The sequence below is a fragment of the Streptosporangium sp. NPDC004631 genome, assembly GCF_053601935.1.
The window spans coordinates 261,586-283,726 of the sequence record NZ_JBSGCR010000001.1 but is presented as its reverse complement, the minus strand read 5'-3'; the positions used below and the strand labels follow the sequence as shown (position 1 = coordinate 283,726).

Genomic DNA, 22,141 nt, shown 5'->3' with positions numbered 1-22,141 from the left:
CGGTACGGCGGCCGGCCGTTCCGCCGGACGGGGGTTTCGCGGCGCGGCGGGAGGGACGGCCCGAGGGAGCCGGAGAGAGGGGCGCCGGCGGGGGAGTGGCGGCACCCCCGGCCGGTCGTGTCCGCCGGCCGCAATAGACTGAGGCAACGTGACTGCCAAGCCGCGTATCCCCAATGTCCTGGCCGCCCGCTATGCCTCGGCGGAGCTGGCCCGTCTGTGGTCTCCCGAGTACAAGGTGGTGGCCGAGCGCCGCCTGTGGCTGGCGGTGCTGGCCGCGCAGGCGCAGCTGGGCGTCGCGGTGCCGGACGGGGCCGTGGCCGACTACGAGAAGGTCGTCGAGCGGGTGGACCTGGCCTCCATCGCCGAACGCGAGCGTGTCACCCGCCACGACGTCAAGGCCCGTATCGAGGAGTTCAACGCCCTGGCCGGGCACGAGCACGTGCACAAGGGCATGACGTCGCGGGACCTGACCGAGAACGTCGAGCAGCTGCAGATCCGCGACAGCCTCCTGGTGGTCCGCGACCGGTGCGTGGCGCTGCTGGCGAGGCTGGGAGAGCTGGCCGCCGAGCATTCGGGCACCGTGATGGCCGGCCGCTCGCACAACGTGGCCGCCCAGTCGACCACCCTGGGGAAGCGGTTCGCGTCCGTGGCGGACGAGCTGCTGGTGGCCTTCGCCCGGCTGGAGGAGCTCATCGCCCGCTACCCGCTGCGGGGGGTGAAGGGGCCGGTCGGCACCGCCCAGGACATGCTGGACCTGCTGGGCGGCGACCGGGCCAAGCTGGCGCTGCTGGAGGATCGGATCGCCGGGCACCTGGGGTTCACCCACCGGCTGACCAGCGTCGGGCAGGTCTACCCCCGCTCGCTGGACTACGAGGTGGTCACCGCGCTGGTGCAGCTGGCCGCCGCCCCCTCCTCCCTGGCCAAGACCATCCGGCTGATGGCCGGGCACGAGCTGGTGACCGAGGGCTTCGCCCCGGGGCAGGTCGGCTCCTCGGCCATGCCGCACAAGATGAACACCCGCTCCTGCGAGCGCGTCAACGGCCTGACGGTGGTCCTGCGGGGATACGCCTCCATGGTGGGGGAGCTGGCCGGAGACCAGTGGAACGAGGGTGACGTGTCCTGCTCGGTGGTGCGGCGGGTGGCGCTGCCGGACGCGTTCTTCGCCTTCGACGGGCTGGTGGAGACGGTGCTGACGGTGCTGGGCGAGTTCGGCGCCTTCCCCGCGGTCATCGCCGCCGAGCTGGACCGTTACCTGCCGTTCCTGGCGACCACCAAGATGCTGATGGCCGCGGTGCGGGCCGGAATGGGCAGGGAGGGCGCCCACGAGCTGATCAAGGAGTACGCGGTCTCCTCGGCGCTGGCGATGCGCGAGCGGGGAGCCGGCAACGAGCTGGTCGCGCTGCTGGCGGCCGACCGGCGGTTCCCGCTGGACCACGCCGCGCTGCGGGAACTGCTGGACGAGCGGATCTCCTTCACCGGTGCGGCGGCCGAGCAGGTGGAGGCGGTCGTGGCGCGGATCGGCGAGGTCGTCGCCCGCCATCCGGCGGCCGCGGCGTACGCTCCCGGTGCGATTCTCTGAGCGGCGCGTGGAACTGACCTCGGCCGCGGATGTGGCCGCCGCCTGTGGTGACGACACGCTGATCATGTGGGCCGCGCAGGGGATGCGCGACGGGGTGCGGGCGTGGGCGCTGGGCGAGGCGGTGGCGGTGGCCAGCCCGGAGCTGAACCGCCGCGACCGCCTGGTGGTCCGCGGGCCCGCCGGCCAGGTGGCCGCCGTGCTCCGGCGGGCGCTGCCCGAGATCGGCCCGTCGTACCGGTTGCTGGGCGACCGGGCGCTCATCGCCGAGCTGGCCGTACAGGTGCCCGGAGCGGAGCGGGTGGGGGCGTTCGAGTGGATGGACACGGCCCGCCCGCCCGCGCCGGAGGCGCCCGGCAGGCGGAGCGCGCCCGGCGAGGTGAGCTGGCTGCGCGACGCCGACGAGGAGGTGTCCGACCTGCTGGCCGAGGCGTCCCCGTCGGCCTGGGCGGTGCCGGGCCTGCCGGGGATCCACCGGTGGGCCGGGGTCCGGGCGGCCGATGGGAGGTTGGTGGCGACGGCCGCCGACGCCTGGTCCTGCCCGCAGGTCGGGTTCGTCGCCGGGGTGGCCACCTCTCCCGGCCACCGTGGCCGGGGATACGGGGAACGGGTGTGCAGGTTCGTCTTCGGCACGCTGTCGGCCGGGCACGGCAGGGTCGCCCTGATGGTCGACACCGACAACCACCCGGCGATCGGTGTCTACGAACGGCTGGGCATGCGGGGCCGCCCGATGGCGGTCTTGACCCCGCCGTCCCACCCCTGGCCGCACTGACCACGCCGGGGCTTCCCGCCAGGGGCTCCGTCCGGAGGCCGCGCGGGCGTGTCAGTAGCCGCCGAACCAGCCCGGCACGTCGAGCCGGAAGAGGTCCGCCGGCGTCACCGCGCGCAGGTCGGCCTCCAGCGCGCGCAGGCGCTCCTCCCCCAGGGCGCGCGCCCACCGGCCCCGCAGGTCGTCGAGGACGCGGGCCGAACGCGCCAGGCTGTCGACGCCGCGCCCGGTGAGCCGTACGACCTTGCGCCTGGCGTCATAGGGGTCGGAGCCGCGTTCCACGTAGCCCAGGCGCTCCAGGGTGTCGACCGTCTTGCCGGCCGCCTGCTTGGAGACGCCCAGCCGCCGGCCGAGCTCGACGGCGGTCGTGCCGTCGGAGCCGATCGCCTGCAGCACGAAGCCGTGCATCGGCCGTAGGTCGGGGTGCCCCTGGCGGGCGAGCTCGGCGTGGAGGTCGTCGATGAGAACCCGGAAACCGAGGAAGAGCAGGAGCGGAAGCTCGAAGCCCGGAGGGTCACCCGGCACGGCCGGCCCCTTGCCCCGCTGTTTCGACAACCATGTTGCCCATCATAGGGAGAGCCGTCCCGGCTGTCATTCGCCGGGGTGAACGCCGCGGTGTGGACGCGGCGGGGGACGTCAGGGCAGGCCGATACGTTTTCTGTACTCGTTCCACGCGGTGACGCAGTAGGCGTAGCGCCAGTCGTCCGGCCGAAGGTGCCTGCAGGCGTAGGTGGCGCTGAGCCGTTCGTCGAGGGTGACGGCGGAGCCGGTGCCCGGCGGGGTGCCGCCCCCACCCGCGGTGGTGGACGGCCCGGCGCCTCCGGTGTTCCGCTCCTCCTGCGCCTCCGGCGCGGGATCGCGGTCCGCGCCGTCGGCCCTCCCCCGGGGAACGGGGACGGGACGGGGGCGCTCCGTCCTTCCGGGCCGGCCGGATCCGGCGTTTCGACGGGCTCCGCCTCCACCCCGGGATACCCGCGACCGGGGCTCGGCGGTCTCCGGCCTCCGCGACGGGGAGGACCCGGCACCCTCGGCCCCCGGCCTCCTCACGCGCTCCGGCATGGTCTCCGGCACGGCATCCGGCGTGCCGCGCCCGGCGTGCCGCTGATCGTCCCGCCCCCTGTGGGGGGCGGTCGCGGAGCGGGTACGGGGCCGCTCGGGCGCCGGGGACGGCCTCGCCGCCGGGTTGTGCGCGGGCTTCTCCGAGGGGACGGCCTTCTCCGAGGGGGCGGGCGGGACGGTGGAGGCGGCGACCGGCCCGCCCGTCGCCGGGGGAGGCGTCCCGTCGCGGTCGTCCGTCCGCGACGGTGTGGCGGGCGCCGCGGCGCCCACCCCGGACGGCCCGGACATCGGCGTCCAGCCGGACGTCCAGACGCCGACGCCGGCGGCCGCGAGGAACCCGAGGATCAACGCGGACCGCAGCAGGCGGTCGCGGGGCATCTCCGGCCACGACCACTGCGGCGGTTCCGGCGCCGGGTGCCGGGGCGGCGGTCCTGGCGGCCGGACCTCGACGTTGATCCAGGACCCGTAGGCGAAAGGGTCGTCGGCGGTGCCGTAGGCCGGATCCGAGGCGGGTGCCGGTGGCGGAGCCGGGTGACGTCCCACGGAGCCGGGGGCCCGCTCCGCCGGTTCACCGTACGGCCGCCGGCCCCGGCGGGGTGTCCCTGTGCGCCGGTCGTGAGTGGGGTCGTGCTCACCGTACATCTCGCCTCCCGCATCGCATCTAACCTGATCAGCGTGCCCGAGATCACGTAGCGTATGTTGCTCGTGACAAGACTGTCCTACTGACCTGTTATCAGAAACAGCGTCTAAATCATCGGAAACGCGCTTAAGCCGACCCGGTGTCTTCCGTGTGCCGGCGGCCGTCGCGCCATTCCGGCGACCAACCGGCGCGGCCGTGGGGCGGGGCGTGTCTCAGGTGGGGCGTACCTCCAGGCCCAGCACGGTGGCGATCACGACGGCCTGCTGAAGGTCGATGACCGCGCCCTTCAGCGTGGCGGTGAGCGGGTCAAGCGAGGACAGGTCGCTGCCGCGCAGATCGCAGCGGGACAGGTCGGCGTTGTGCAGCCAGGCGCCTGACAGGTCGATCTCGCGAAGCGTCGCCCCCGCGCAGCGGGCCCCGCTGAGGTCCGCCTCGCGCATCCGCACCCCGCGGAAGGAGGCGCGGCGCAGGTCGGCCCCGGCCAGTCCGGTGAACGACCAGTCCCCGCCGTCGACCTTCAGCAGGTCGAAGGTGCAGTCGTGGAACGCGCTGCCGACGAACTTGCACCCGGTGAGTGTGGCGTCGAAGAACGCGCACCTGGTGAAGACACAGTTCACGAACGCGGTGTCGGAGTGCGCCGACGCGTTGAACCGGACCTCGCGGAAGGTGCACTCGGAGAAGACCGCGCCCCGGCTCGACGCCTCGGTCATGTCCACGTCGACGAAGGCGACCCCGCTGTGCTCCTGCCCTGAGAGATCCTCGCTGTCCCAGTCCTCGGATCGGACGGTCGTGCGGGTCTCGGGCGCGGGCAGGCCGCGCCTGCGCTCAGCCACGGGACGTCCACGGTCCGCCCCGCGGACGCCGGTCACCCGGCGTCTCCGGTGCGCGGACGGGGCAGGGCTTGCGGCCGACTCCGGCCAGCACCCACATCTTCTCCGGGTTGATCTTCCTGGCGATACCGGGACGCCACTCGGGCGCGGTGACCAGGCCGGGGTCGACCAGGTCGAACCCGGTGAAGAACTCCATGACCTCGGCGTGGGAGCGGGCCACCCAGGGGGCGCCCGCCCGGGTGGAGACCTCGACGAGCTCGGCCGTCTCCTCGGGACGCGGGTCCGGGGTCACGTGGGAGATCGCCAGATGGCTGCCCGGCGCCATGATCTCCCGTAGCCGCGACACCGTGCCGTGCGGGCCCTCGGCGTCGGGGACGAAGTGCAGGACGGCGACCAGCAGCACGGCCACCGGCCGGTCGAAGTCGATGAGCCGCCGCAGGTCGGGATGGCCGAGGACGTCGTCGATCTCGCGGAGGTCGCCGCGGATGAAGGCCACGTTGTCCGTCGTGGCCACGAGCGCGTCACCGTGGGCGACGACGCTGGGATCGTAGTCGACGTAGACGACCCTGGCCTCCGGAGCCGCCTCCATGGCGACCTGGTGGACGTTCCGCTGGGTGGGCAGCCCGGAGCCGATGTCGAGGAACTGGCGGATGCCGGCCTCCGCGGCGAGATAGCGTACGGCGCGGCCGAGGAACTCCCGGTTCCGCCGGGCCATCACCGGCATCTCCGGGGCGAGGGCGAAGACCTTCTCCGCGACGGCACGATCGACTGCGTAGTTGTCCTTGCCGCCCAGCGCGTAGTCGTAGATGCGCGCGGAGCTGGGAACGTTCGGGTCGACTCCCGCCGGCGCCGGTTGCTGACCTGACATCGTCCCTCCTCCGCCGCGACCACCGGCTACCGGGCCGGCAGGCCGGTACGCGGGCCGATCGCCCTCTTTGGAACGATCATAGCCGCGGTTTTACCCCGTACCCGGATGCGGCGGGAGAGCGCCGGGGGCTCACTTCGACAGCATCAGGTACAGCCCCGCGCCGACCCCCGCGGCGACGATCAGGAAACACGTTCCCGCGAGGAGCAGCCCGGGCAGCCTGCGGCCGCCGGGCCGCCTCCCGGCGGCGGCCGACAGTCCCGCGAGGCCGAGCGCGTACACCGCGACCAGCCCGGCGCCGCCGGCCAGTCCGGTCACCAGGACCTTCCACAGGATGTCCAGATCGAGGTAGTCGTTCACGACGCCGGCCCCTCGGTGAAGGTCGCCTCCGTGTCGTCCGGGGAGGGCTCCGGCTCGCTCCTCCACACGGCGTTGACGTTGGAGGCGTTGACCGGTTTCAGGTCCGCGGCCACGTAGAGCTCAAGGGCGATGATCAGCGCCATCACGAACACCACCGCGACGCCCTGCACCCCGCCGATGAGCCGGGCGCCCAGCCACGCGGCCGCTCCCACCAGGGCGGCCGCCGGCAGGGTGATCAGCCATAGCGCCACCAGCCGGGCCACCATGCCCCACCTGACCCCGGCGGGCCGCCTGCCCGTCCCCGCGCCCACGATGGAGCCGCAGCACACCTGGGTGGTCGACAGCGGAAACCCGTGGTGTGAGGCGGCCAGGATCAGGGCGGCCGAGGCGCTCTCCGCGCTGAACCCCTGCGGGTTCCTGATCTCGGTCAGCCCCTTTCCCACGGTCCGGATGATCCGCCACCCGCCGACATAGGTACCCAGGGCGAGCGCGGCCGCGCTGCTCATCACGACCCAGGTCGGCGTGGAGGCCGTCTCGCCGATCGTGTGGTCGACGATCAGCGCCAGCGTGACGACCCCCATGGTCGTCTGGGCGTCGTTGGTGCCGTGGGCCAGCGACACCAGCGACGCCGAGCCGATCTGCCCGACCCGGAACCCCCGGTCACGGATGCGTCCGGGCACGTTCCTGGTGATCAGGTAGACGAGGGAGGTGCCGACGACCGCCACGAGCCCGGCCGCCAGCGGCGACAGGAGCGCCGGGATGAGGACCTTCGTCAGCAGCCCGTGCCCCTTGACGGCCGAGGCGCCCGCCGCGATGAAGGCCGCTCCCACCACCCCCCCGATGAGGGCGTGGGAGGAACTCGTGGGCATACCGAGATACCAGGTCACCAGGTTCCACACCATGCCGCCCACCAGGCCCGCGAAGATCACTGTCAGGGTGATCGCGCCGGCGTCCACGATGCCCTGGGCGATCGTGGCGGCCACCTGCAGGGACAGGAAGGCGCCCAGGAAGTTCAGAGTCGCCGCCAGTGCCACGGCCGAGTGCGGCCGCAGCGCGCCCGTCACGATGGACGTGGCCATCGCGTTGGCGGTGTCGTGAAAGCCGTTGGTGAAGGCGAAGGCGAGCGCCGTCGTGACCACGACGGACAGCAACAGCGAGCCTGTATACATACCCGTGCCAATGGTCACCTTTAGTGATACTTAATCCGTTTCACGGGTAAAATCCAGAATCAAGAACGATTCCGCCGTCCCTCTCATGTCGGCATGAGAGGGACGGCGGGACCTTCCGGATCCGGGACCGGTCCCGCCGTGATCCGGGGGCGGACGTCCGGCGCACATCCCCGGCCGTCACGGAACCCGCCGGGGCAATCCGGTCCGCCGGATCGGCCACCGCTACCTGAAGCGGCGCAGCCGCAGGCTGTTGCTGACCACGAAGACCGAGGAGAACGCCATGGCGGCGCCCGCGATCATCGGGTTGAGCAGGCCGAGCGCCGCCAGCGGCAGGGCGGCCACGTTGTAGGCGAAGGCCCAGAACAGATTGCCCTTGATGGTGCGCAGGGTACGGCGGGACAGGCGGATGGCGTCGGCGGCCACACGCAGGTCGCCACGGACCAAGGTGAGATCGGCGGCCTCGATGGCCGCGTCGGTGCCGGTCCCCATGGCCAGTCCGAGGTCGGCCTGGGCGAGGGCGGCGGCGTCGTTGACCCCGTCGCCGACCATCGCCACCGACCTGCCCTCCGACTGCAGTCGTTTGACGACGTCGACCTTGCCCGCGGGCAGCACCTCGGCGACGACCTCGTCGATACCCACCTCGGCCGCGACCGACCGGGCGACGGCCTCGTTGTCGCCGGTGAGCAGCACCGGGGTCAGCCCCAGCGCGCGCAGCTCGCGGATGGCCTGGGCGCTGGTGGGCTTGACGGTGTCGGCCACCACCAGGATCGCGCGGGCCCGGCCGTCCCAGCCGACCGCGACGGCCGTACGGCCCGCGGCCTGCGCCGTCTCCAGCGCCCGCTTCAGCTCGGACGGCAGGTGCTGGGACCACTCGGCCAGCAGCCGGGGACGGCCGACGAGCACGGCGTGCCCGTCCACGACACCCTGGACACCGAGCCCCTCGACGTTGCCGAAGTCCTCCGGCGCCGGCAACTCGCCCACACGGTCGGCCGCGCCCCGGGCGACGGCCCGGGCGATGGGGTGCTCGGAGGCGTGTTCCAGGGCGCCCGCCAGCCGCAGCACCTCCAGCTCGTCCTCGCCGCCGGCGGTGACGACCTCCACCAGGGTCATTCTGCCCTCGGTGACGGTGCCGGTCTTGTCGAGCACGACGGTGTCGACGGCCCGGGTGGACTCCAGCACCTCGGGCCCCCTGATCAGGATGCCGAGCTGGGCGCCGCGGCCGGTGCCGACCAGCAGCGCCGTCGGGGTGGCCAGGCCCAGGGCGCAGGGGCAGGCGATGATGAGCACCGACACGGCGGCGGTGAAGGCCGCCTCGGTCCCGTTGCCGGTGCCCAGCCAGAAACCGAGCGTGCCGACGGCCAGCGCGATCACAATCGGGACGAAGACGCCCGAGATCCGGTCGGCCAGCCGCTGCACCCGGGCCTTGCCGGTCTGGGCCTCCTCCACCAGGGCGGCCATCTGGGCCAGCTGGGTGTCGGAGCCGACCCGGGTCGCGCGGACGACCAGTCTGCCGCCCGCGTTCACGGTCGCGCCGACCACGGTGTCGCCGGGCCGTACCTCCACGGGCACCGACTCGCCGGTCAGCATCGAGGCGTCCACGGCCGAGGAACCCTCCTCGACCACGCCGTCGGTGGCGATCTTCTCGCCCGGGCGCACCACGAACCGCATCCCCACCGCGAGCTCGCCGGACGGGACGCGGACCTCGCGGCCGTCGCGCAGTACGGCGACGTCCTTGGCGCCCAGCTCCAGCAGGGCGCGCAGGGCGGCGCCCGCCCGGCGCTTGGAACGGACCTCGAAGTAGCGGCCGGCCAGGATGAACGCCGTCACCCCGGCCGCGGCCTCCAGGTAGATGTTGCCCGAGCCATGGGTGCGCTCGATGGTGAACGCGAACGGGTGGGTCATGCCGGGGGTGCCCGCGGTGCCGAAGAACAGCGCCCACAGCGACCAGCCCAGCGCGGCGAGGGTGCCGATGGAGACCAGGGTGTCCATCGTGGCCGTGCCGTGGCGCAGGTTGATCCACGCCGCCCGGTGGAACGGCCAGCCCGCGTAGACCACGACCGGTGCGGCCAGGGTGAGCGACAGCCACTGCCAGTTGGTGAACTGCAGCGCCGGGATCATCGCCATGGCGATGACCGGGACGGAGAGGACGAGGGCGGTGATCAGGCGCTGCCGGAGCGGGGTCAGCTCGTCTCGCGGCTCCCGGCCGTCCGTGCCCTCCGGCCCGCCGGACCGTGGCGGGGCGGGCAGGGTGGCGGTGTAGCCGGACTTCTCCACCTCGGCGATCAGGTCCCGCGGATCGACCCCCGCGCCGAAGGCGACCTTCGCCTTCTCGGTGGCGTAGTTGACCGTCGCGGTCACACCGTCGAGCCTGTTCAGCTTGCGCTCGATCCGGCTGGCGCAGGACGCGCAGGTCATGCCGCCGATCGAGAGTTCGACCTCGCCGCCGGAGGTCGGCGGCCTGTCATCGGTGAGGGGGGACATCGCCTCTCCTTTCTCGCGCCGTACCGGCGTCAGTGAGTGTGCTCGTCGTGCTGTCCCGCCCCGTGGGCGGGGGTCGCGGGAGAGGTCGGCGCGGGGGGCTCGTGCTGTCCCGCGGAGACGGTGAGGTCCGCGGTGCGTACGGTCCCGGCGTGCCGGAAGTCCAGGTAGAGCCGGTAGTCACCGCGGCTGGGCACCTCGACCTGGAAGGTGACGCCGGGGCCCGGCGCGGTCCTGCCGTCGCCCGGTCCCCCCTCGGGGTGCACGTGCAGGTAGGCGAGGTCTCCGGCGCGCAGGGCGACCAGGTGACCATAGGCGCCGAGGTGGGGCTGCAGGTCGGTGACGGGCCTGCCGTCCCGGCTGACCGTCAGGGTCAGTTTACTGGACCTGCCGGGGACCAGGTCGCCGTCGAGGGTGACGGTGTATCCGTCCACGGTCGCGGTACGGCTCGCCGGGGGCAGCGCCCTGGGCGTGTAGTCGCCCGCGGCGTACAGGTCCGTGCCCAGCGTCATCCCGCCGCCCCCCTCGGGGGTGAAGTCGGCGAAGGCCCGGTAGGCGCCCGCCTCCGGCAGCGTCAGCCGTACCGACCACTCGCCGTCCCCGGCCTCTTCCGGGTGCAGGTGCTGGAAGCCGCTCAGGTCGCGTGAGACCACCATGAAGTGCAGTCTCCTGTCGTGCTGAACCTGGTAGCCGGTGACCGGCCGGCCGTCGGGACCCGTCACGGTGAAGCGGAGGTCCGTCGCCTCACCGGGCCGGAGGGTCGTGCTCCGCGGGGTGAGCGTGTAGCCGTCCTGAGACACCTGGAGCCCTCCTGGAGCGGGGATCCCGGCCGTGGTCAGGCCGGGGGGCGATGTCGACGCCGGGGCCGTCGCCGCGGGGGTCGTGTGGGTGCCGTGCCCGCCGGCGGCGGGGAGGGGCGGGCCGGTCGGCCCGACCGCCCTGCCGGCTCCGATGGCTCCGCCGAAGAGTACGGCGACGCCGAGGAGGTAGGCCCCGAGTTTGGTGGGGGTGTTCACAACGGGTTCACCACTTCGTATCCCGCGGTCTCGACGGCGGCCCTGACCCGGTCGTCGTCGACCGGGCCGTCACCGCTCACCGTCACCAGGCCGGTGGCCAGGTCGGCCTCGACCCCGGTGACCCCCGGAACCTCGCCGACCTCTTTGGTGATCGAGCTGACGCAGTGGCCGCAGGTCATGCCCCGGACGGTGTATGCGATGGTGATCATGAAGATCGTTCCCTCCGTATTCCTTTACGTCGTTCCTGTATGTCGTTTCCGCAGGTCGAACCGCGCGCCGGCGCCGGTCGGGAAAGGGGTGGCCGACGGTGCCCGGCTGCTCCCCGACCCCGGTCTCGGCCCGCCCCTGGTGGTGGCGGCGTGTCAGGTGCCCTCCTGGGTAACATCATACCCCCCTACCGTATTCCGCTCGATTTCGGGGCTACCGCACGGCTTCCGGAATCGCCCGGAATCCGGCGGTAAGTCCAGGTGGACCACAGGGCCGGGACGGTTTCCCGGGGGGTGACGTAGATGTTCGGGCCGTCGCCTCCCGTCTGGGCTCCGGGGGCGTCCCCGGCGCCGCGCGCACCCGCCGTGCGCATGAGGTTCTCCCCTCTCCAAGTACCCTGGTGGGGTATCGAGTGTGACCGTAACATACCCCTAGGGGGTCGTCCTCTCAAGAGGGCGGCGGATCCGGTATGACGCCGCCGCGCCCCGTTCTATCGCGCCCCGTTCCGGTGCGGGCCGTCCCCGCCGTGGAATGGAACTCGTTTTCGGCGAGTCTTTGATTCCGATGTATTTCGCGCGCCAAATAGTCGGGCGCCTCCGGGATGCGTGAAAACGTAATGAGAAATTCAGGTGCTCGCCGGATCTGCCTGACCCTTGTCAAGTGGTGGGCCGATCGTCCGTGACGGCCTGGGGGAGCGCGGCATTCCGCGTCGACAATGCCCTGGTAGCAGGGTTTTATGTAGCGGAGAGTAGTGGTTCATTCTCTTTTAGTTACCGACGGGTTTGGGAGGGTAATCAGACAGGATTGAGGCTTTTGCCTCTCTGGGGTGACCTATTCAAGGTCTTTCTCACTAGCGTGGAGTTTGAGTTCCACATCATCTCGACGTCTTTTCGAGGCGCCGATTCGATGATCCGGTGGCCCAGGCACCGCCCAGGGCGCAACCATCACGACATGGAGTGATCTCATGATCAAGCAGATTCTCGCTGCCGGTGCAATGGTGGCCTCCGCCCTCATCGCCCCTGTGACGATGCCGGCCGAGTCCGCCAGCGCTTCCAGCGCACCCCAGACCGTCACCACGGCCGGCTCCACATCCTTCCTCGTGAGCTCGGGACCCTGTCGTCACAACCGGAACTGTCGGCATAGGACCGGAGGCGGCGGCGGTGGCGGCGGTGGCGGCGGCGGTGGAGGTGGCGGTGGCGGCGGTGGCGGCGGTGGCGGCGGCGGTGGTGGAGGCGGCGGTGGAGGCGGCGGTGGAGGTGGCGGTGGCGGCGGCAGCCGCTGAGCCGACCGAAACCCGCTGAGCAACCGCACCGTTCTCCCGGCCGGTTGAGAGCCGTACGGCCCTCAACCGGCGGTCCGGGAGACCTCGACCACCTCGCCGTCCGTCCCGCCGGCTGCCGGGCCTTCCGCCTCGGCCCAAGCCCCGGCGGGAGGAGACAGCCGTCGTCTTCGGAGAGGGGTGAGAAGTAAGGCGCACCTCTCACCGAAGGCGGAACGGTTCAGCCGAGGCCGCCCCTTCACGGAGGGGCGCCACAACCGGATCCCCGGGCGACCCGCCCGGGGATCCGTCCGCGTCCTGGCACGTCCCGCGGCTTGAGAGCCCGCCGGTCGCAGGACGGTGCGCCGTGGTCGGCGGGGACGCTCAGGCGCGCCCGGGCCCCGTCTCCCCGCCGGCGCCCACACCCCGGACACCGGTCTCGGGGTCGTTGGTGAGGACGTCGATCAGCCGGCCGCCCGTCTCCGGCACATGACGGCTACGGGGCCAGGGCCTCGGCGAGCACGGGGGCGAAACCCGCGGGCCGGTCCAGGACCGGCAGCGGATCGACGTAGAAGGTGCGGATGCCCACGGCCTCCGCGCCTCCGTCGGCCGAACGGTCGTCGCCGACCATAAGGGTGTGCCGGGGATGAACGGCCAGCCGCGCGCAGGCGGTGGTGAACAACACGGGATCGGGCTTGAGGCGTCCCTCCTCGTAGGAGAGCAGGACCTCCTCCAGGTGACCGGACAGTCCGTGGGCGGCCAGCACCGGGCGCGGATCCCAGCCGATGTTGCTGATCACGGCGGTGTGGACTCCCCGCTCGGCCAGGGTGGTCAGGGTGCGCGACGCGTCCGGGTAGGGGGCCCACGCCTGTGGCAGGGTCGACCGCAGGTAGAGGGCGCCGGTCAGGTCGGGCCACGGCCACCCGGCATGCGTGATCAATCCGGTGTAGGCGGCCCTGTGGGCCTCGGGATCCAGGTCTCTCCGCTCCCAGACGGCCCGGAGCCGGTCGGGGACCCGCCGGGGGGCGCGCCCCCCGGGCAGGCCGCCCGCGTCCTCCAGACGGAGCGCCCAGTCGCGGACCTGTTTCCCGGGAGGCGCGATCCCCGCCTCGGCCAGTACGGCGGCCACCCAGCGTTCGGCGGGTTCGGCCCGCATCAACGTCCCGGAGAAGTCGAACAACACCGCGTGCACTGGTTCCGGCATGACCGCGGATCCTATCGTCGGCGACGTCCGCCGGGGAGCCGCCCTCGATCCGGGGCGCGTCCGGCTCCGGTGAGGGATGCGCGGGCGCGTGGCCGGTCCGGTGTACCCGCCGGTGGCGGAGGGTGGGTAAGCGCAGGTCGGAGGCGTGGCGGAATGGGGGCGGAAGTCCCACGCCCAGGGGACCTTCCGCTCTGCCGTGCCGGGCCGCCCTCGGCCCACCATGGCGGGAGAGGGGAAGCCGGGGCCGCGCATTCCGGTACGGGCGACCCCGCGGGCCGATCAGAGCGGCATCGCGAGAAAGACAGGGGGCCGGCTATGACGCTGCAGGTGAAGGATGTCATGGGGCTGGTGGCCATCGCGGTTCACCCGGCGGCGACGTTCGCCGAACTCGTGACCACCATGCGCCGCTTCAAGGTGGGCGCCGTCGCGGTGATCGACGCGCAGGGGCGCCCGATCGGGGTGGTGTCGGAGGACGATCTCCTTCTGAAGGAGACCGGTGCCTCGTTCGGCGCGGGCGTCTTCGAGGGACGCGGGGAGCACGACAGGGCCAGGGGGACGACCGCGGGGGAGATCATGACCAGTCCGGCGCTGGTCGTCACCCGGGTGACCCCGGTACGGGAGGCGGCCCGGCTGATGCACGTGAACAGGATCAAGCAGTTGCCGGTGGTCGACCAGGTCAGCGGGAGGATCGCGGGTACCGTGCATCAGGCCGATCTGCTGAAGGTCTTCACCAGGAGGCCCTCCGACCTCCTGGCGGACGTGGCGGCGGCCATCGCGGGGCTGGGGCTGGATCCGGACATGTTCACCGTCACCGTGTACGACGGGGTGGTCCGCGTCACGGGGAGGCTGGCCGGACGCTCGCAGGCAGCCCAGATCATCGAGGCGGGGCGCCGGGTGGAGGGCGTGGTCGATCTGGAGGTCGAGGCCGCCTACGGGCACGACGATCCGGCGAGGACGCACACCGGCAGCCGGTGACCCGTCCGGCGGCGCCCATGGAGACGGGACTTTCGCCCCTGCTCGAACATGTGACGGCCTGATACGCATGATCTTCAGGAGACCTTCGGGAGAGAGGTGGAAACCGTGAGTGCTCACGCCACGGAAGAGATCACCCAGGCGGTTCACGCGGCGGTGGAGGCCGCGCTGTGGGCGCCGTCGCCGCACAACACCCAGCCGTGGTCCTTCGCCGTCTCCGGCGACGAGATCAGCGTCCGGGCCGACAGTGACAGGCAGTTGCGCACGGCCGACCCGGAGGGCCGGCAGATGCTGATCAGTTGCGGGGCGGCCCTGTTCAACGTGCGGCTCGCGCTGCGCGTGCTCGGCTACCGGCCCCGGGTGCTCGTCCTGCCGGACCCCGACCGCCCCGCGCTGCTGGCCACGGTACGGCTGGCGCCGGGATCCGGCGCCGACGAGCACAGCCGGCTGTTGCACGGGGAGATCGAGCGCAGAAGGACCCACCGGGCCGGGTTCACCGCTCTGCCCGTGCCCGAGCGACTGCTTGAGGAACTGGCCGACCAGGCGGCCACCGAGGGCGCCCGGCTGACCCCGGTCCGGTCCGAGGCCGCGGTCCGCGTCCTCTCGGCGCTCACCGGCGCGGCCCAGGACGTCCAGTCCCAGGACCGCGCATTCGGGCTGGAGGTCCTCCGCTGGGCGCGTCCGCCCGGCAGCCCGCGCCGCGACGGTGTGCCGGCCGACGGCTATCCGCGGACCGCCCGGCTCACCGACCCCCCCTTCGCCCAGCGCGACTACACCGGGGGCCGTCCGTGGGGCGCCGACGGGAGCCCGGACGGCAGCACCGGCGTGGTGGCGGTGCTCACCACGCGGGGCGACCTCCGCGACGACTGGATCATCGCCGGCCAGGCGCTGCAGCGTGTCCTGCTGCACGCCTCCGCCTACGACGTCAGCGCCGCATTCCACACCCAGGCGCTGGAGATGTATCACCTGAGGGAGTTCCTGCGGCTGGAGATGTGCTCGGGGGAGTACCCCCAGATGATCATGAGGCTGGGGTTCACCTCCGACGACAGGCCGGGAACCCGCCGCCCGCTGCCCGAGGTGCTCGACGAGCGGCCCTGAGGGGCGAAGGTCCCGGCGGAGTGGGGACCTTCGGGGCGGGCGCCGCGAGCCGTACGGCACTGCCGGAAAGTTCTGCGAAACGGTGTGATTAACCCATCACAGCCGCAGGTCGGCAGTACCGAAGGAGACAGTCATGGCGATCACCGAAGGCCGGCACCAGGGCCACCGCACAGACTCCGCGCCCGTCATGGACACCCTCCCCGCCGAGGGCTCGGCCCGGCCGGTCGACTACGTCTGGGCGATCGCCCGGATCTCGCTGGGCTGGATCTTCCTCTGGGCCTTCCTCGACAAGACCTTCGGCTGGGGCTTCGCCACCCCCGCGGAGCGCGCCTGGACCGCGGGCGGCAGCCCGACCACCGGCTTCCTCAAGGGCACCGGTGAGAACGCCCTCGGCGGCCTCTTCAGCGGCCTGGCCGGTCAGGGATGGGTCGACTGGCTGTTCATGCTCGGCCTGCTCGGCATCGGCGCCGCGCTCATCCTGGGGGCCGGCATGCGGATCGCGGCCGTCACCGGCGGCCTGCTGCTGATCCTGATGTGGGCCGCCGAGCTGCCGCTGACCACCAACCCGTTCATGGACGACCACGTCGTCTACGCCGTCGTGCTCGCCGGGCTGGCGCTGGCGGGTGCCGGTGACACCCTCGGTGTCGGCGCCTGGTGGGGGCGGACGGCCCTGGTCCGGCGCCTGCCGATCCTGAAGTAGCCCTCCCCCCGGACGTCTGAGAGCCCACCTCGCATCACGGGGTGGGCTCTCAGGCGTCCGGGTGCGAAACTTCGGTGTATGGGAAAGATCGAGCCTGGTGCGTTGATGCCGCACATGCGGCTGGACGAACTGCTGTCGGAACTGCACGTGCGGCTGGAGGCGGTGCTGGCCACCCGGGACCGGGTGCACGCGCTGCTGAGCGCGGTCGTGTCCGTCGGCAGCGACCTGGACCTGGAGACGGTACTGCGGCGGATTGTGGAGACCGCGACCACGCTGGTCGACGCCACCTACGGGGCGCTGGGGGCGATCGGCGCCGAGAACACGCTGGTCCAGTTCATTCCGGTGGGGCTGAGCGAGGAGGAGATCGCCCGCATCGAGCACTGGCCGCACGGCCTGGGTCTGCTGGGCCTGCTCATCAAGGAGCCGCGGTCGTTGCGGCTGGCGCACATCTCCGACCATCCGGAGTCCTACGGCTTCCCGCCCGGGCATCCGCCGATGGGGTCGTTCCTGGGCGTGCCGATCCGGGTCCGTGAGGCGGTGTTCGGCAACCTCTACCTCACCGAGAAGCGCGGGGGAGGGGAGTTCGACGAGGAGGACGAGGCGATCGTCACGGCGCTGGCCACCGCCGCGGGCGTGGCGATCGAGAACGCCCGGCTGTACGAGGAGAGCCGGCGGCGTGAGATGTGGCTGCAGGCGTCCTCCGACGTCACCACCAGCCTGCTGTCCGGAGCCGAGCCACAGGAGGTGCTCACGCTGATAGCGCGGCAGGCGCGGGAGATGGCCCGCGCCGACGTCGTGGCGGTCCTGCTGCCCGACCAGACCGGGTGCGTCCTTCAGGCGATCATCGCGGACGGGCCCGCCTGTGACCAGGTGGCCGACGCCGAGGCCCCGATCACCGGCTCCTTCGAGGGCAGGGCGTTCGTCAGCGGCGAACCGCTCATGGTCACCGATCCGGCCGAGACCGAGATCCCCGTCGTGATCGCCGAGTACGGGTCGCTGGGCCCCGTCGCCGCCGTGCCCATCGGTACGGCGGGGGCCGTACGCGGTGTGCTGTCACTGGGCAAGCGCTCGGGCCGCATCCCGTTCAACCAGGCCGAGCTGCGCACCCTGCACTCCTTCGCCGGCCAGGCCGCGATCGCCCTGAAACTGGCCGAGAGCCGGATGGACGCCGAGCGGCTGGGGCTGCTGGAGGACCGCGACCGGATCGCCAGGGACCTGCACGACGTGGTGATCCAGCGGCTGTTCGCCGTCGCCATGACGCTGATGAGCACGGTGCGGCTCGTCGACCGGCCGGAGACCTCCTCCCGGCTGCAGAACGCGATCGACGAGCTGGACAACACGATCCGCCAGATCCGCTCGACCATCTTCGCGCTGCAGACCCCCCACCAGGGCGGCGACTCCGGCCTGCGCGCGCAGATCGTGGGATTGGTGGAGGACGTGCGCGGTCACCTGGGATTCATGCCGGGCCTGGAGCTGGAGGGGCAACTGGACAACAGGGTGCCGCCGGAGGCCGCCCAGCATCTGCTGGCCGTTCTCCGCGAGGCGCTGTCCAACGTCGTACGGCACGCCAGGGCCTCCAAGGCCGAGGTGCGGGCCGTGGTGGAGGGCGAGCGGCTCACCCTCGTCGTGCGGGACAACGGGACGGGGCTGCCCGAGGACGGCAGGCGCAGCGGACTGCGCAACCTCCAGGAGCGGGCCCTGCAACTCGGCGGCTCCTTCGAGATCGAGTCGCCCCCCGAGGGAGGCACCCGGCTGATATGGAGCGTCCCGCTCGACTAGCCGGGGACGGCGGGGGCGGAGCGGTCCACGGCAAACCGGGAGCGGAGCGGGAACGGAGCGGGAACAGGCCGGGAACCGGGCCTAACGCCGGATGCGGCGGCCGGAGATCTGCTCGGCCCGCATCACGATGAAGTGGTCCCGGTCGCCGGGCGCCCACGCGGTCAACGGCAGCATCGACAGCCGGGCGATCTCCGTGACGTCGGAGACCGCCCGCGCGTGTCCCACCGCGGTGACCGACCAGCCGGTGCGCGCCTCGGCGTCGAAGTCGTCGATCTCGAAGGCCACCACCGTGTGGCGGGTGGCGGCGGCCAGCTTGGAGCCCGCGCCGGTGCGGATGACGATGTCCTCACCGTCCAGGTAGAAGTTGACCGGTTGCACCGCGGGAAGGGCTCGGTCGGTGAAGACGATCCGCCCGATCGGTGTCGAGGACAGCAGATCGATGCACTCCTGGCGGGAGAGTACGTGCAGCCCGGCTGAATCGACGTTCATGCCTTCATAGCCTGCCGACTGCCTGTGCCCCGGATAAGGGTCGAAGGTCCCGTCAATCAGGGCGATCGGCCTTCAAACGGGCAGCCAGGGCGGCGGCCTGGGTGCGCCGCTGCATGCTGAGTTTGGCCAGGAGGTTCGAGACGTAGTTCTTGACGGTCTTCTCGGCGAGATAGAGCCGCTCGCCGATCTGCCGGTTGGTCATGCCCTCGCCGATCAGCTCCAGGATGTGGCGCTCCTGGTCCGACAGGGCGGCGAGCGGATCCCTCCTGGTGGCCTGCTCGCGCAGGCGCGTCAGCATGGAGGCGGTGGTCTGCGGGTCCAGCAGCGACTGGCCGGCGGCCACCGTCCGCACCGCCCCGACCAGGTCCGAGCCGTGGATCTGCTTGAGCACGTATCCCGCGGCGCCCGCCATCACCGCGTTGAACAGGGCCTCGTCGTCGGCGAACGAGGTCAGCATCAGGCAGGCCAGCTCCGGCATCTTGGACCGGACCTCGCGGCACACGTCCACACCGCTGCCGTCGGGCAGTCGCACGTCCAGGACCGCCACGTCCGGCCGGAGCGCCGGAATGCGGGCCACCGCCGACTCCACGGACCCGGCCTCACCGATGATCTCGATGTCCCCCTCGGACTCCAGCAGGGCGGCGACCCCCCGGCGCACCACTTCGTGGTCGTCCACGAGGAACACGCGAATCATGCCATGAACGTTAACTCTCCCCCGCGTCTGCGGGTAGGGACCAAGGTCCCGATGGGCCACGCCCAAAGACTCTGACGCGCCATGTGGGTAGGACAGACGGTGGAGGTGTATGCGCAGTAGGAGGTGATCCGATGCGTTCTCTTGGTCAGTGGGTGATGCGTTGTCTGTGCCTTCACCGTTTTGACGGCAACCCGTTGCGCAGGCGCTCGGACCGGATTGAGACGGCGGTGGTTCTGGCAGGCCTGATGATATTCATCGCCGCGCTCTGGCCGGCGGTCACACTCGGGCGGCAGGCCTACCAGAACGGGCTGCGTGCCGAGCTCACCGGTCCCGGACACCGGCAGGCGGTGGTCGCCGAGGTCGTGGACCCGGCGCGCGGTGCGGGGTGGCAGGCGCGGACGGTGCGATGGATCACCCCGGGGGGAGGTCCCGGGACGGGCAAGGTGGTACTTCCGCCGAGTGCGCCCGCCGGTTCGCACACCGGCGTCTGGGTCGATGCGGCCGGTAGGCTCACGACCTCTCCGCAGAACCACGCGAAGACGGCCGTGGACGCGGGGCTCGCCCTGGTAGCGGTGATGAGCGGGGTCGCGATGGCGCTGCTGCTCTGCCTGACCGGTCTGCGCGGGCTGCTGAACCGGTGCCGGGACGCCGAGTGGGACAGGGCGTGGGCCCTGGCCGACGAGCGGTGGCGCCGGCCGAGGCAGCCCTGATCCCGCGGGGCCGGCCGCGGGGCCGGCCCCACGGGCGGCCGGCCGGGCACTAGCCGAACTCGCGGGCCGAGCCCGCCAGCTGGGCGACGTCCTCGGCGCCGTCCTGGATCAACTGGGCGGCCAGAACGGAGAGCGCGCGTCCGACCGCCAGCTCGTCTCCGATCTCCGGGACGGGCTGGTCGCTCGGGTTGCGCCGGGCGTGGGCGACCCCCTCGTGCCTTCTGCCGCGATCGGTGAACAGCACGGCCCTGGCGGTGGTGACGTCGTCGTTGTCGTCCTCGCTGATGAAGATCTGCACATTCCACTGCTTGGCTTCCATCGTGAACACCTCCCCCCGCAGCGTCTCTCTCCGGTACGGGCCGGTGAAAGGGTCCTTGGACCCTATTGCGCCAGGTCGTTGCGCCCTGTCCGTCCGGTGTGACGCTAACGACCAAAGTCCCGATCGAACGGGCATAACGGCTCTAAACCGGTAAGAGAGTAAAGCCGATCGTGGAACCATGAGGCCGAGTCTGCGTCTGGGAACCGTCGCGGGGATCCCCATAGGAGTGCACTGGTCCACGCTCCTCGTCGTCGCGCTGATCATGGCCGTGCTGGGAACGGCGGTGCTGCCGGTCCAGGGGGCCGGTATGTCGCGGGGGGTGTACTGGACGGTCGCCGCGGTGACCGCGCTCGCGTTCCTCGCGTCGCTGCTGGCCCACGAGCTCGCCCACGCCCTGGTCGCCCGTCACCGGGGGGTCCGGGTGGGATCCATCACCCTGTGGCTGCTGGGCGGGATCACCGAGCTCGACGACGAGGCCGGTACGCCGAGGACGGAGGCGGAGATCAGCGCGGCCGGCCCCCTGATGAGCCTGGCCCTCGCGGTGGCGGCCTACCTCGTGCTGATCGTCACCCACGGGCCGCCGCTCATCTCGTCGGCGCTGGCCTGGTTCGCCCTCGTCAACGCGGTACTCGGCGTGTTCAACCTGCTTCCCGGCGCACCCCTGGACGGCGGGAGGGTCCTGCACGCGTTCCTGTGGTGGCGCTACCGCGACCGTTCCCGCGCCGACCGGGCGGCCGTGCGGGCCGGGCAGTCGCTCGGCATGCTCCTGGTGGCCGCCGGTGTCCTGCAGACCGCCCTGTGGTCACCGGTCGGCGGGCTGTGGACGGTGCTCATCGGCTGGTTCCTGGCCGGTGCCGCCCGCAGTGAGGCGTTCGCCCACGCGGCGCGGGAGGGACTGGCCGGGCTGCGGATGCGTGACATCATGACGTCCGGCCCGGACCTCGCCCCCGCTTGGCTCACCGTCGACGATTTCGTGGCCACCGTGGCGCTCCGGTCGCGGCAGAGCGTCTTTCCCGTCGTGGACTTCTCCGGAGCGCCCGTCGGCTCCGTCTCGCTTGAGGCGCTCTCCGCCCTCACCCCCGAGCAGCGAACCGCCACCCATGTCACCCAGCTGGCCCGCCGGCTGCCCCCGGACCATCTCGCGGCCCCCGACGAACCCGCGACGCGGATCCTGAGACGGTCCGCGGAGCCGGCCACCCTGGTGGTCGAGAACGGTCACGTGACGGGCATGGTCACCTCCGCCGACCTGACCAGGATCCTGCTGCAGGCCACCCTGCGCGGCGGGCCGTGCGGCGACGCGACGTGATCCACGTCCGGGGCGCCCCCGCCCGGACGGGCGCATGGTCAGCCGATCACGCCGGCTGACCATGCCGGCCATCCCGGGTGCCATGACACCGGAACGTCCCCGGCCCCGGTGACGGCCGTGGCCTCGGAGGCCGGTGTCCCCGCCCCGCCGTGCCGTCGCCCAGGGCTCCCGCTACCTCGACCTGCCGTGGTGCGCCTCGACCGGGATGCGCTTGCTCTTCTCCTCGGGCCTGGCCAGCTTCATGCTGACTTCGAGGATGCCCTGGTCGTAGCCGGCCTTGACGTCCTTCTCGTCCACCGTCGGGGGCAGGGTGATGGACCGGGTGAACGAGCCGTAGCGGAACTCCGTCCGCTGCTGGTCCTTCTCCTCCTCCTGACGTTCGGCGTGGATCGTGAGAATGCCGTTGTTCAGGTCGATCTCGATGTTCTCGGGGTTGACGCCCGGCAACTCGGCCCGTAGAACGTACCGGCCCCCCTTGACGTAGTCCTCGAACCTCATGGCCTGCTGGCCCTGCGATCTCATGGTGGCGAAAGGAGCGTCGAGCAGGTCGAGCAGCTCGGGGAAGAGCCCCCTCTGCTCACGACGTGTCAGCATGCTCATGTATGTCCTCCCTGTCGGATCGGGACCCTGCCCACTGTCGTCC

General features: G+C 71.9%; 23 protein-coding genes. 9 read left to right on the top strand and 14 right to left on the bottom strand.

Annotated features, from left to right (window positions below; genetic code table 11):
• Positions 1-148 precede the first annotated feature (148 nt).
• Positions 149-1,579 (top strand): adenylosuccinate lyase, encoded by a 1,431-nt coding sequence (gene purB / locus ACWEF2_RS01090; protein ID WP_453810962.1) that lies wholly within the window; start codon positions 149-151, stop codon positions 1,577-1,579.
• Between the two features lie 7 nt (positions 1,580-1,586).
• Positions 1,587-2,348 (top strand): GNAT family N-acetyltransferase, encoded by a 762-nt coding sequence (locus ACWEF2_RS01085; protein ID WP_453810961.1) that lies wholly within the window; start codon positions 1,587-1,589, stop codon positions 2,346-2,348.
• 51 nt (positions 2,349-2,399) lie between these two features.
• Here the strand turns inward: ACWEF2_RS01085 and ACWEF2_RS01080 are convergent, their stop codons facing one another.
• The 9 genes from ACWEF2_RS01080 to ACWEF2_RS01040 form a co-directional block, all read right to left on the bottom strand.
• Positions 2,400-2,870, bottom strand: coding sequence for a MarR family winged helix-turn-helix transcriptional regulator (locus tag ACWEF2_RS01080; protein WP_453810960.1), 471 nt, complete (start codon positions 2,868-2,870; stop codon positions 2,400-2,402).
• 111 nt (positions 2,871-2,981) lie between these two features.
• Positions 2,982-4,046, bottom strand: coding sequence for a hypothetical protein (locus ACWEF2_RS01075; protein WP_453810959.1), 1,065 nt, complete (start codon positions 4,044-4,046; stop codon positions 2,982-2,984).
• Between the two features lie 210 nt (positions 4,047-4,256).
• The gene (locus ACWEF2_RS01070) at positions 4,257-4,877 is read right to left on the bottom strand and encodes a pentapeptide repeat-containing protein (RefSeq protein ID WP_453810958.1); all 621 of its coding nucleotides are present in this window, start codon (positions 4,875-4,877) and stop codon (positions 4,257-4,259) included.
• On the bottom strand, positions 4,870-5,742 hold the full coding sequence (locus ACWEF2_RS01065; RefSeq protein WP_453810957.1) for an SAM-dependent methyltransferase: 873 nt from the start codon (positions 5,740-5,742) through the stop codon (positions 4,870-4,872). Before ACWEF2_RS01065 ends, ACWEF2_RS01070 begins: the two co-directional genes overlap by 8 nt.
• Positions 5,743-5,871: 129 nt before the next feature.
• Complete coding sequence (locus ACWEF2_RS01060; RefSeq protein WP_453810956.1) at positions 5,872-6,099, bottom strand: hypothetical protein; 228 nt, start codon at positions 6,097-6,099, stop codon at positions 5,872-5,874.
• Positions 6,096-7,286 (bottom strand): anion permease, encoded by a 1,191-nt coding sequence (locus tag ACWEF2_RS01055; protein ID WP_453810955.1) that lies wholly within the window; start codon positions 7,284-7,286, stop codon positions 6,096-6,098. The genes ACWEF2_RS01060 and ACWEF2_RS01055 overlap by 4 nt, the downstream gene beginning before the upstream one ends.
• A gap of 204 nt (positions 7,287-7,490) precedes the next feature.
• Positions 7,491-9,749, bottom strand: a complete 2,259-nt coding sequence (locus ACWEF2_RS01050) for a heavy metal translocating P-type ATPase (protein WP_453810954.1) — start codon at positions 9,747-9,749, stop codon at positions 7,491-7,493.
• 29 nt (positions 9,750-9,778) lie between these two features.
• On the bottom strand, positions 9,779-10,762 hold the full coding sequence (locus ACWEF2_RS01045; protein ID WP_453810953.1) for a hypothetical protein: 984 nt from the start codon (positions 10,760-10,762) through the stop codon (positions 9,779-9,781).
• A complete protein-coding gene (locus ACWEF2_RS01040; RefSeq protein ID WP_453810952.1) occupies positions 10,759-10,971 on the bottom strand; it encodes a heavy-metal-associated domain-containing protein in 213 nt (70 codons plus the stop codon). The genes ACWEF2_RS01045 and ACWEF2_RS01040 overlap by 4 nt, the downstream gene beginning before the upstream one ends.
• A gap of 1,158 nt (positions 10,972-12,129) precedes the next feature.
• On the opposite strand from ACWEF2_RS01040, the gene ACWEF2_RS01035 reads away from it, so the two are divergent.
• Positions 12,130-12,270: a hypothetical protein gene (locus tag ACWEF2_RS01035; protein WP_453810951.1), complete on the top strand. Its 141-nt coding sequence runs from the start codon at positions 12,130-12,132 to the stop codon at positions 12,268-12,270.
• Positions 12,271-12,723: 453 nt separating this feature from the next.
• Here the strand turns inward: ACWEF2_RS01035 and ACWEF2_RS01030 are convergent, their stop codons facing one another.
• Positions 12,724-13,431: an HAD family hydrolase gene (locus tag ACWEF2_RS01030; protein ID WP_453810950.1), complete on the bottom strand. Its 708-nt coding sequence runs from the start codon at positions 13,429-13,431 to the stop codon at positions 12,724-12,726.
• 315 nt (positions 13,432-13,746) lie between these two features.
• Here ACWEF2_RS01030 and ACWEF2_RS01025 point away from each other — a divergent pair, with 315 nt between their 5' ends.
• The 4 genes from ACWEF2_RS01025 to ACWEF2_RS01010 all read left to right on the top strand — a co-directional run bounded on the left by ACWEF2_RS01025 (position 13,747) and on the right by ACWEF2_RS01010 (position 17,980).
• Positions 13,747-14,406, top strand: coding sequence for a CBS domain-containing protein (locus tag ACWEF2_RS01025; protein WP_453810949.1), 660 nt, complete (start codon positions 13,747-13,749; stop codon positions 14,404-14,406).
• Positions 14,407-14,502: 96 nt separating this feature from the next.
• Complete coding sequence (locus ACWEF2_RS01020) at positions 14,503-15,501, top strand: Acg family FMN-binding oxidoreductase (protein ID WP_453810948.1); 999 nt, start codon at positions 14,503-14,505, stop codon at positions 15,499-15,501.
• Positions 15,502-15,634: 133 nt separating this feature from the next.
• Positions 15,635-16,201: a hypothetical protein gene (locus ACWEF2_RS01015; protein ID WP_453810947.1), complete on the top strand. Its 567-nt coding sequence runs from the start codon at positions 15,635-15,637 to the stop codon at positions 16,199-16,201.
• Between the two features lie 105 nt (positions 16,202-16,306).
• Positions 16,307-17,980: a GAF domain-containing protein gene (locus ACWEF2_RS01010; protein ID WP_453810946.1), complete on the top strand. Its 1,674-nt coding sequence runs from the start codon at positions 16,307-16,309 to the stop codon at positions 17,978-17,980.
• 81 nt (positions 17,981-18,061) lie between these two features.
• Here ACWEF2_RS01010 and ACWEF2_RS01005 read toward each other — a convergent pair whose 3' ends face one another.
• Positions 18,062-18,469 (bottom strand): pyridoxamine 5'-phosphate oxidase family protein, encoded by a 408-nt coding sequence (locus ACWEF2_RS01005; protein ID WP_453810945.1) that lies wholly within the window; start codon positions 18,467-18,469, stop codon positions 18,062-18,064.
• Between the two features lie 52 nt (positions 18,470-18,521).
• Complete coding sequence (locus ACWEF2_RS01000) at positions 18,522-19,163, bottom strand: response regulator (protein WP_453810944.1); 642 nt, start codon at positions 19,161-19,163, stop codon at positions 18,522-18,524.
• A 131-nt stretch (positions 19,164-19,294) separates the two neighbouring features.
• Between ACWEF2_RS01000 and ACWEF2_RS00995 the strand changes: the two genes are divergently transcribed.
• Positions 19,295-19,873 carry an Rv1733c family protein gene (locus ACWEF2_RS00995; protein WP_453810943.1) on the top strand — a complete coding sequence of 193 codons (579 nt, stop codon included), beginning with the start codon at positions 19,295-19,297 and terminating at the stop codon, positions 19,871-19,873.
• 49 nt (positions 19,874-19,922) lie between these two features.
• On the opposite strand, the gene ACWEF2_RS00990 is transcribed toward ACWEF2_RS00995, so the two are convergent.
• Positions 19,923-20,192, bottom strand: coding sequence for a DUF1876 domain-containing protein (locus ACWEF2_RS00990; protein WP_453810942.1), 270 nt, complete (start codon positions 20,190-20,192; stop codon positions 19,923-19,925).
• Between the two features lie 178 nt (positions 20,193-20,370).
• On the opposite strand from ACWEF2_RS00990, the gene ACWEF2_RS00985 reads away from it, so the two are divergent.
• The gene (locus tag ACWEF2_RS00985; protein WP_453810941.1) at positions 20,371-21,498 is read left to right on the top strand and encodes a site-2 protease family protein; all 1,128 of its coding nucleotides are present in this window, start codon (positions 20,371-20,373) and stop codon (positions 21,496-21,498) included.
• Positions 21,499-21,669: 171 nt separating this feature from the next.
• Here ACWEF2_RS00985 and ACWEF2_RS00980 read toward each other — a convergent pair whose 3' ends face one another.
• Positions 21,670-22,098, bottom strand: a complete 429-nt coding sequence (locus tag ACWEF2_RS00980; RefSeq protein WP_453810940.1) for an Hsp20/alpha crystallin family protein — start codon at positions 22,096-22,098, stop codon at positions 21,670-21,672.
• Positions 22,099-22,141: the final 43 nt, after the last annotated feature.

Coding starts and splice junctions, on each gene's coding strand:
- ACWEF2_RS01075 (WP_453810959.1), bottom strand. CDS start 4,046: ATGTACGGTGAGCACGACCCCACTCACGACCGGCGCACAGGGACACCC.
- ACWEF2_RS01065 (WP_453810957.1), bottom strand. CDS start 5,742: ATGTCAGGTCAGCAACCGGCGCCGGCGGGAGTCGACCCGAACGTTCCC.
- ACWEF2_RS01050 (WP_453810954.1), bottom strand. CDS start 9,749: ATGTCCCCCCTCACCGATGACAGGCCGCCGACCTCCGGCGGCGAGGTC.
- ACWEF2_RS01040 (WP_453810952.1), bottom strand. CDS start 10,971: ATGATCACCATCGCATACACCGTCCGGGGCATGACCTGCGGCCACTGC.
- ACWEF2_RS01030 (WP_453810950.1), bottom strand. CDS start 13,431: ATGCCGGAACCAGTGCACGCGGTGTTGTTCGACTTCTCCGGGACGTTG.
- ACWEF2_RS01025 (WP_453810949.1), top strand. CDS start 13,747: ATGACGCTGCAGGTGAAGGATGTCATGGGGCTGGTGGCCATCGCGGTT.
- ACWEF2_RS01015 (WP_453810947.1), top strand. CDS start 15,635: ATGGCGATCACCGAAGGCCGGCACCAGGGCCACCGCACAGACTCCGCG.
- ACWEF2_RS01010 (WP_453810946.1), top strand. CDS start 16,307: ATGCCGCACATGCGGCTGGACGAACTGCTGTCGGAACTGCACGTGCGG.
- ACWEF2_RS01005 (WP_453810945.1), bottom strand. CDS start 18,469: ATGAACGTCGATTCAGCCGGGCTGCACGTACTCTCCCGCCAGGAGTGC.
- ACWEF2_RS01000 (WP_453810944.1), bottom strand. CDS start 19,163: ATGATTCGCGTGTTCCTCGTGGACGACCACGAAGTGGTGCGCCGGGGG.
- ACWEF2_RS00995 (WP_453810943.1), top strand. CDS start 19,295: ATGCGTTCTCTTGGTCAGTGGGTGATGCGTTGTCTGTGCCTTCACCGT.
- ACWEF2_RS00990 (WP_453810942.1), bottom strand. CDS start 20,192: ATGGAAGCCAAGCAGTGGAATGTGCAGATCTTCATCAGCGAGGACGAC.
- ACWEF2_RS00985 (WP_453810941.1), top strand. CDS start 20,371: ATGAGGCCGAGTCTGCGTCTGGGAACCGTCGCGGGGATCCCCATAGGA.
- ACWEF2_RS00980 (WP_453810940.1), bottom strand. CDS start 22,098: ATGAGCATGCTGACACGTCGTGAGCAGAGGGGGCTCTTCCCCGAGCTG.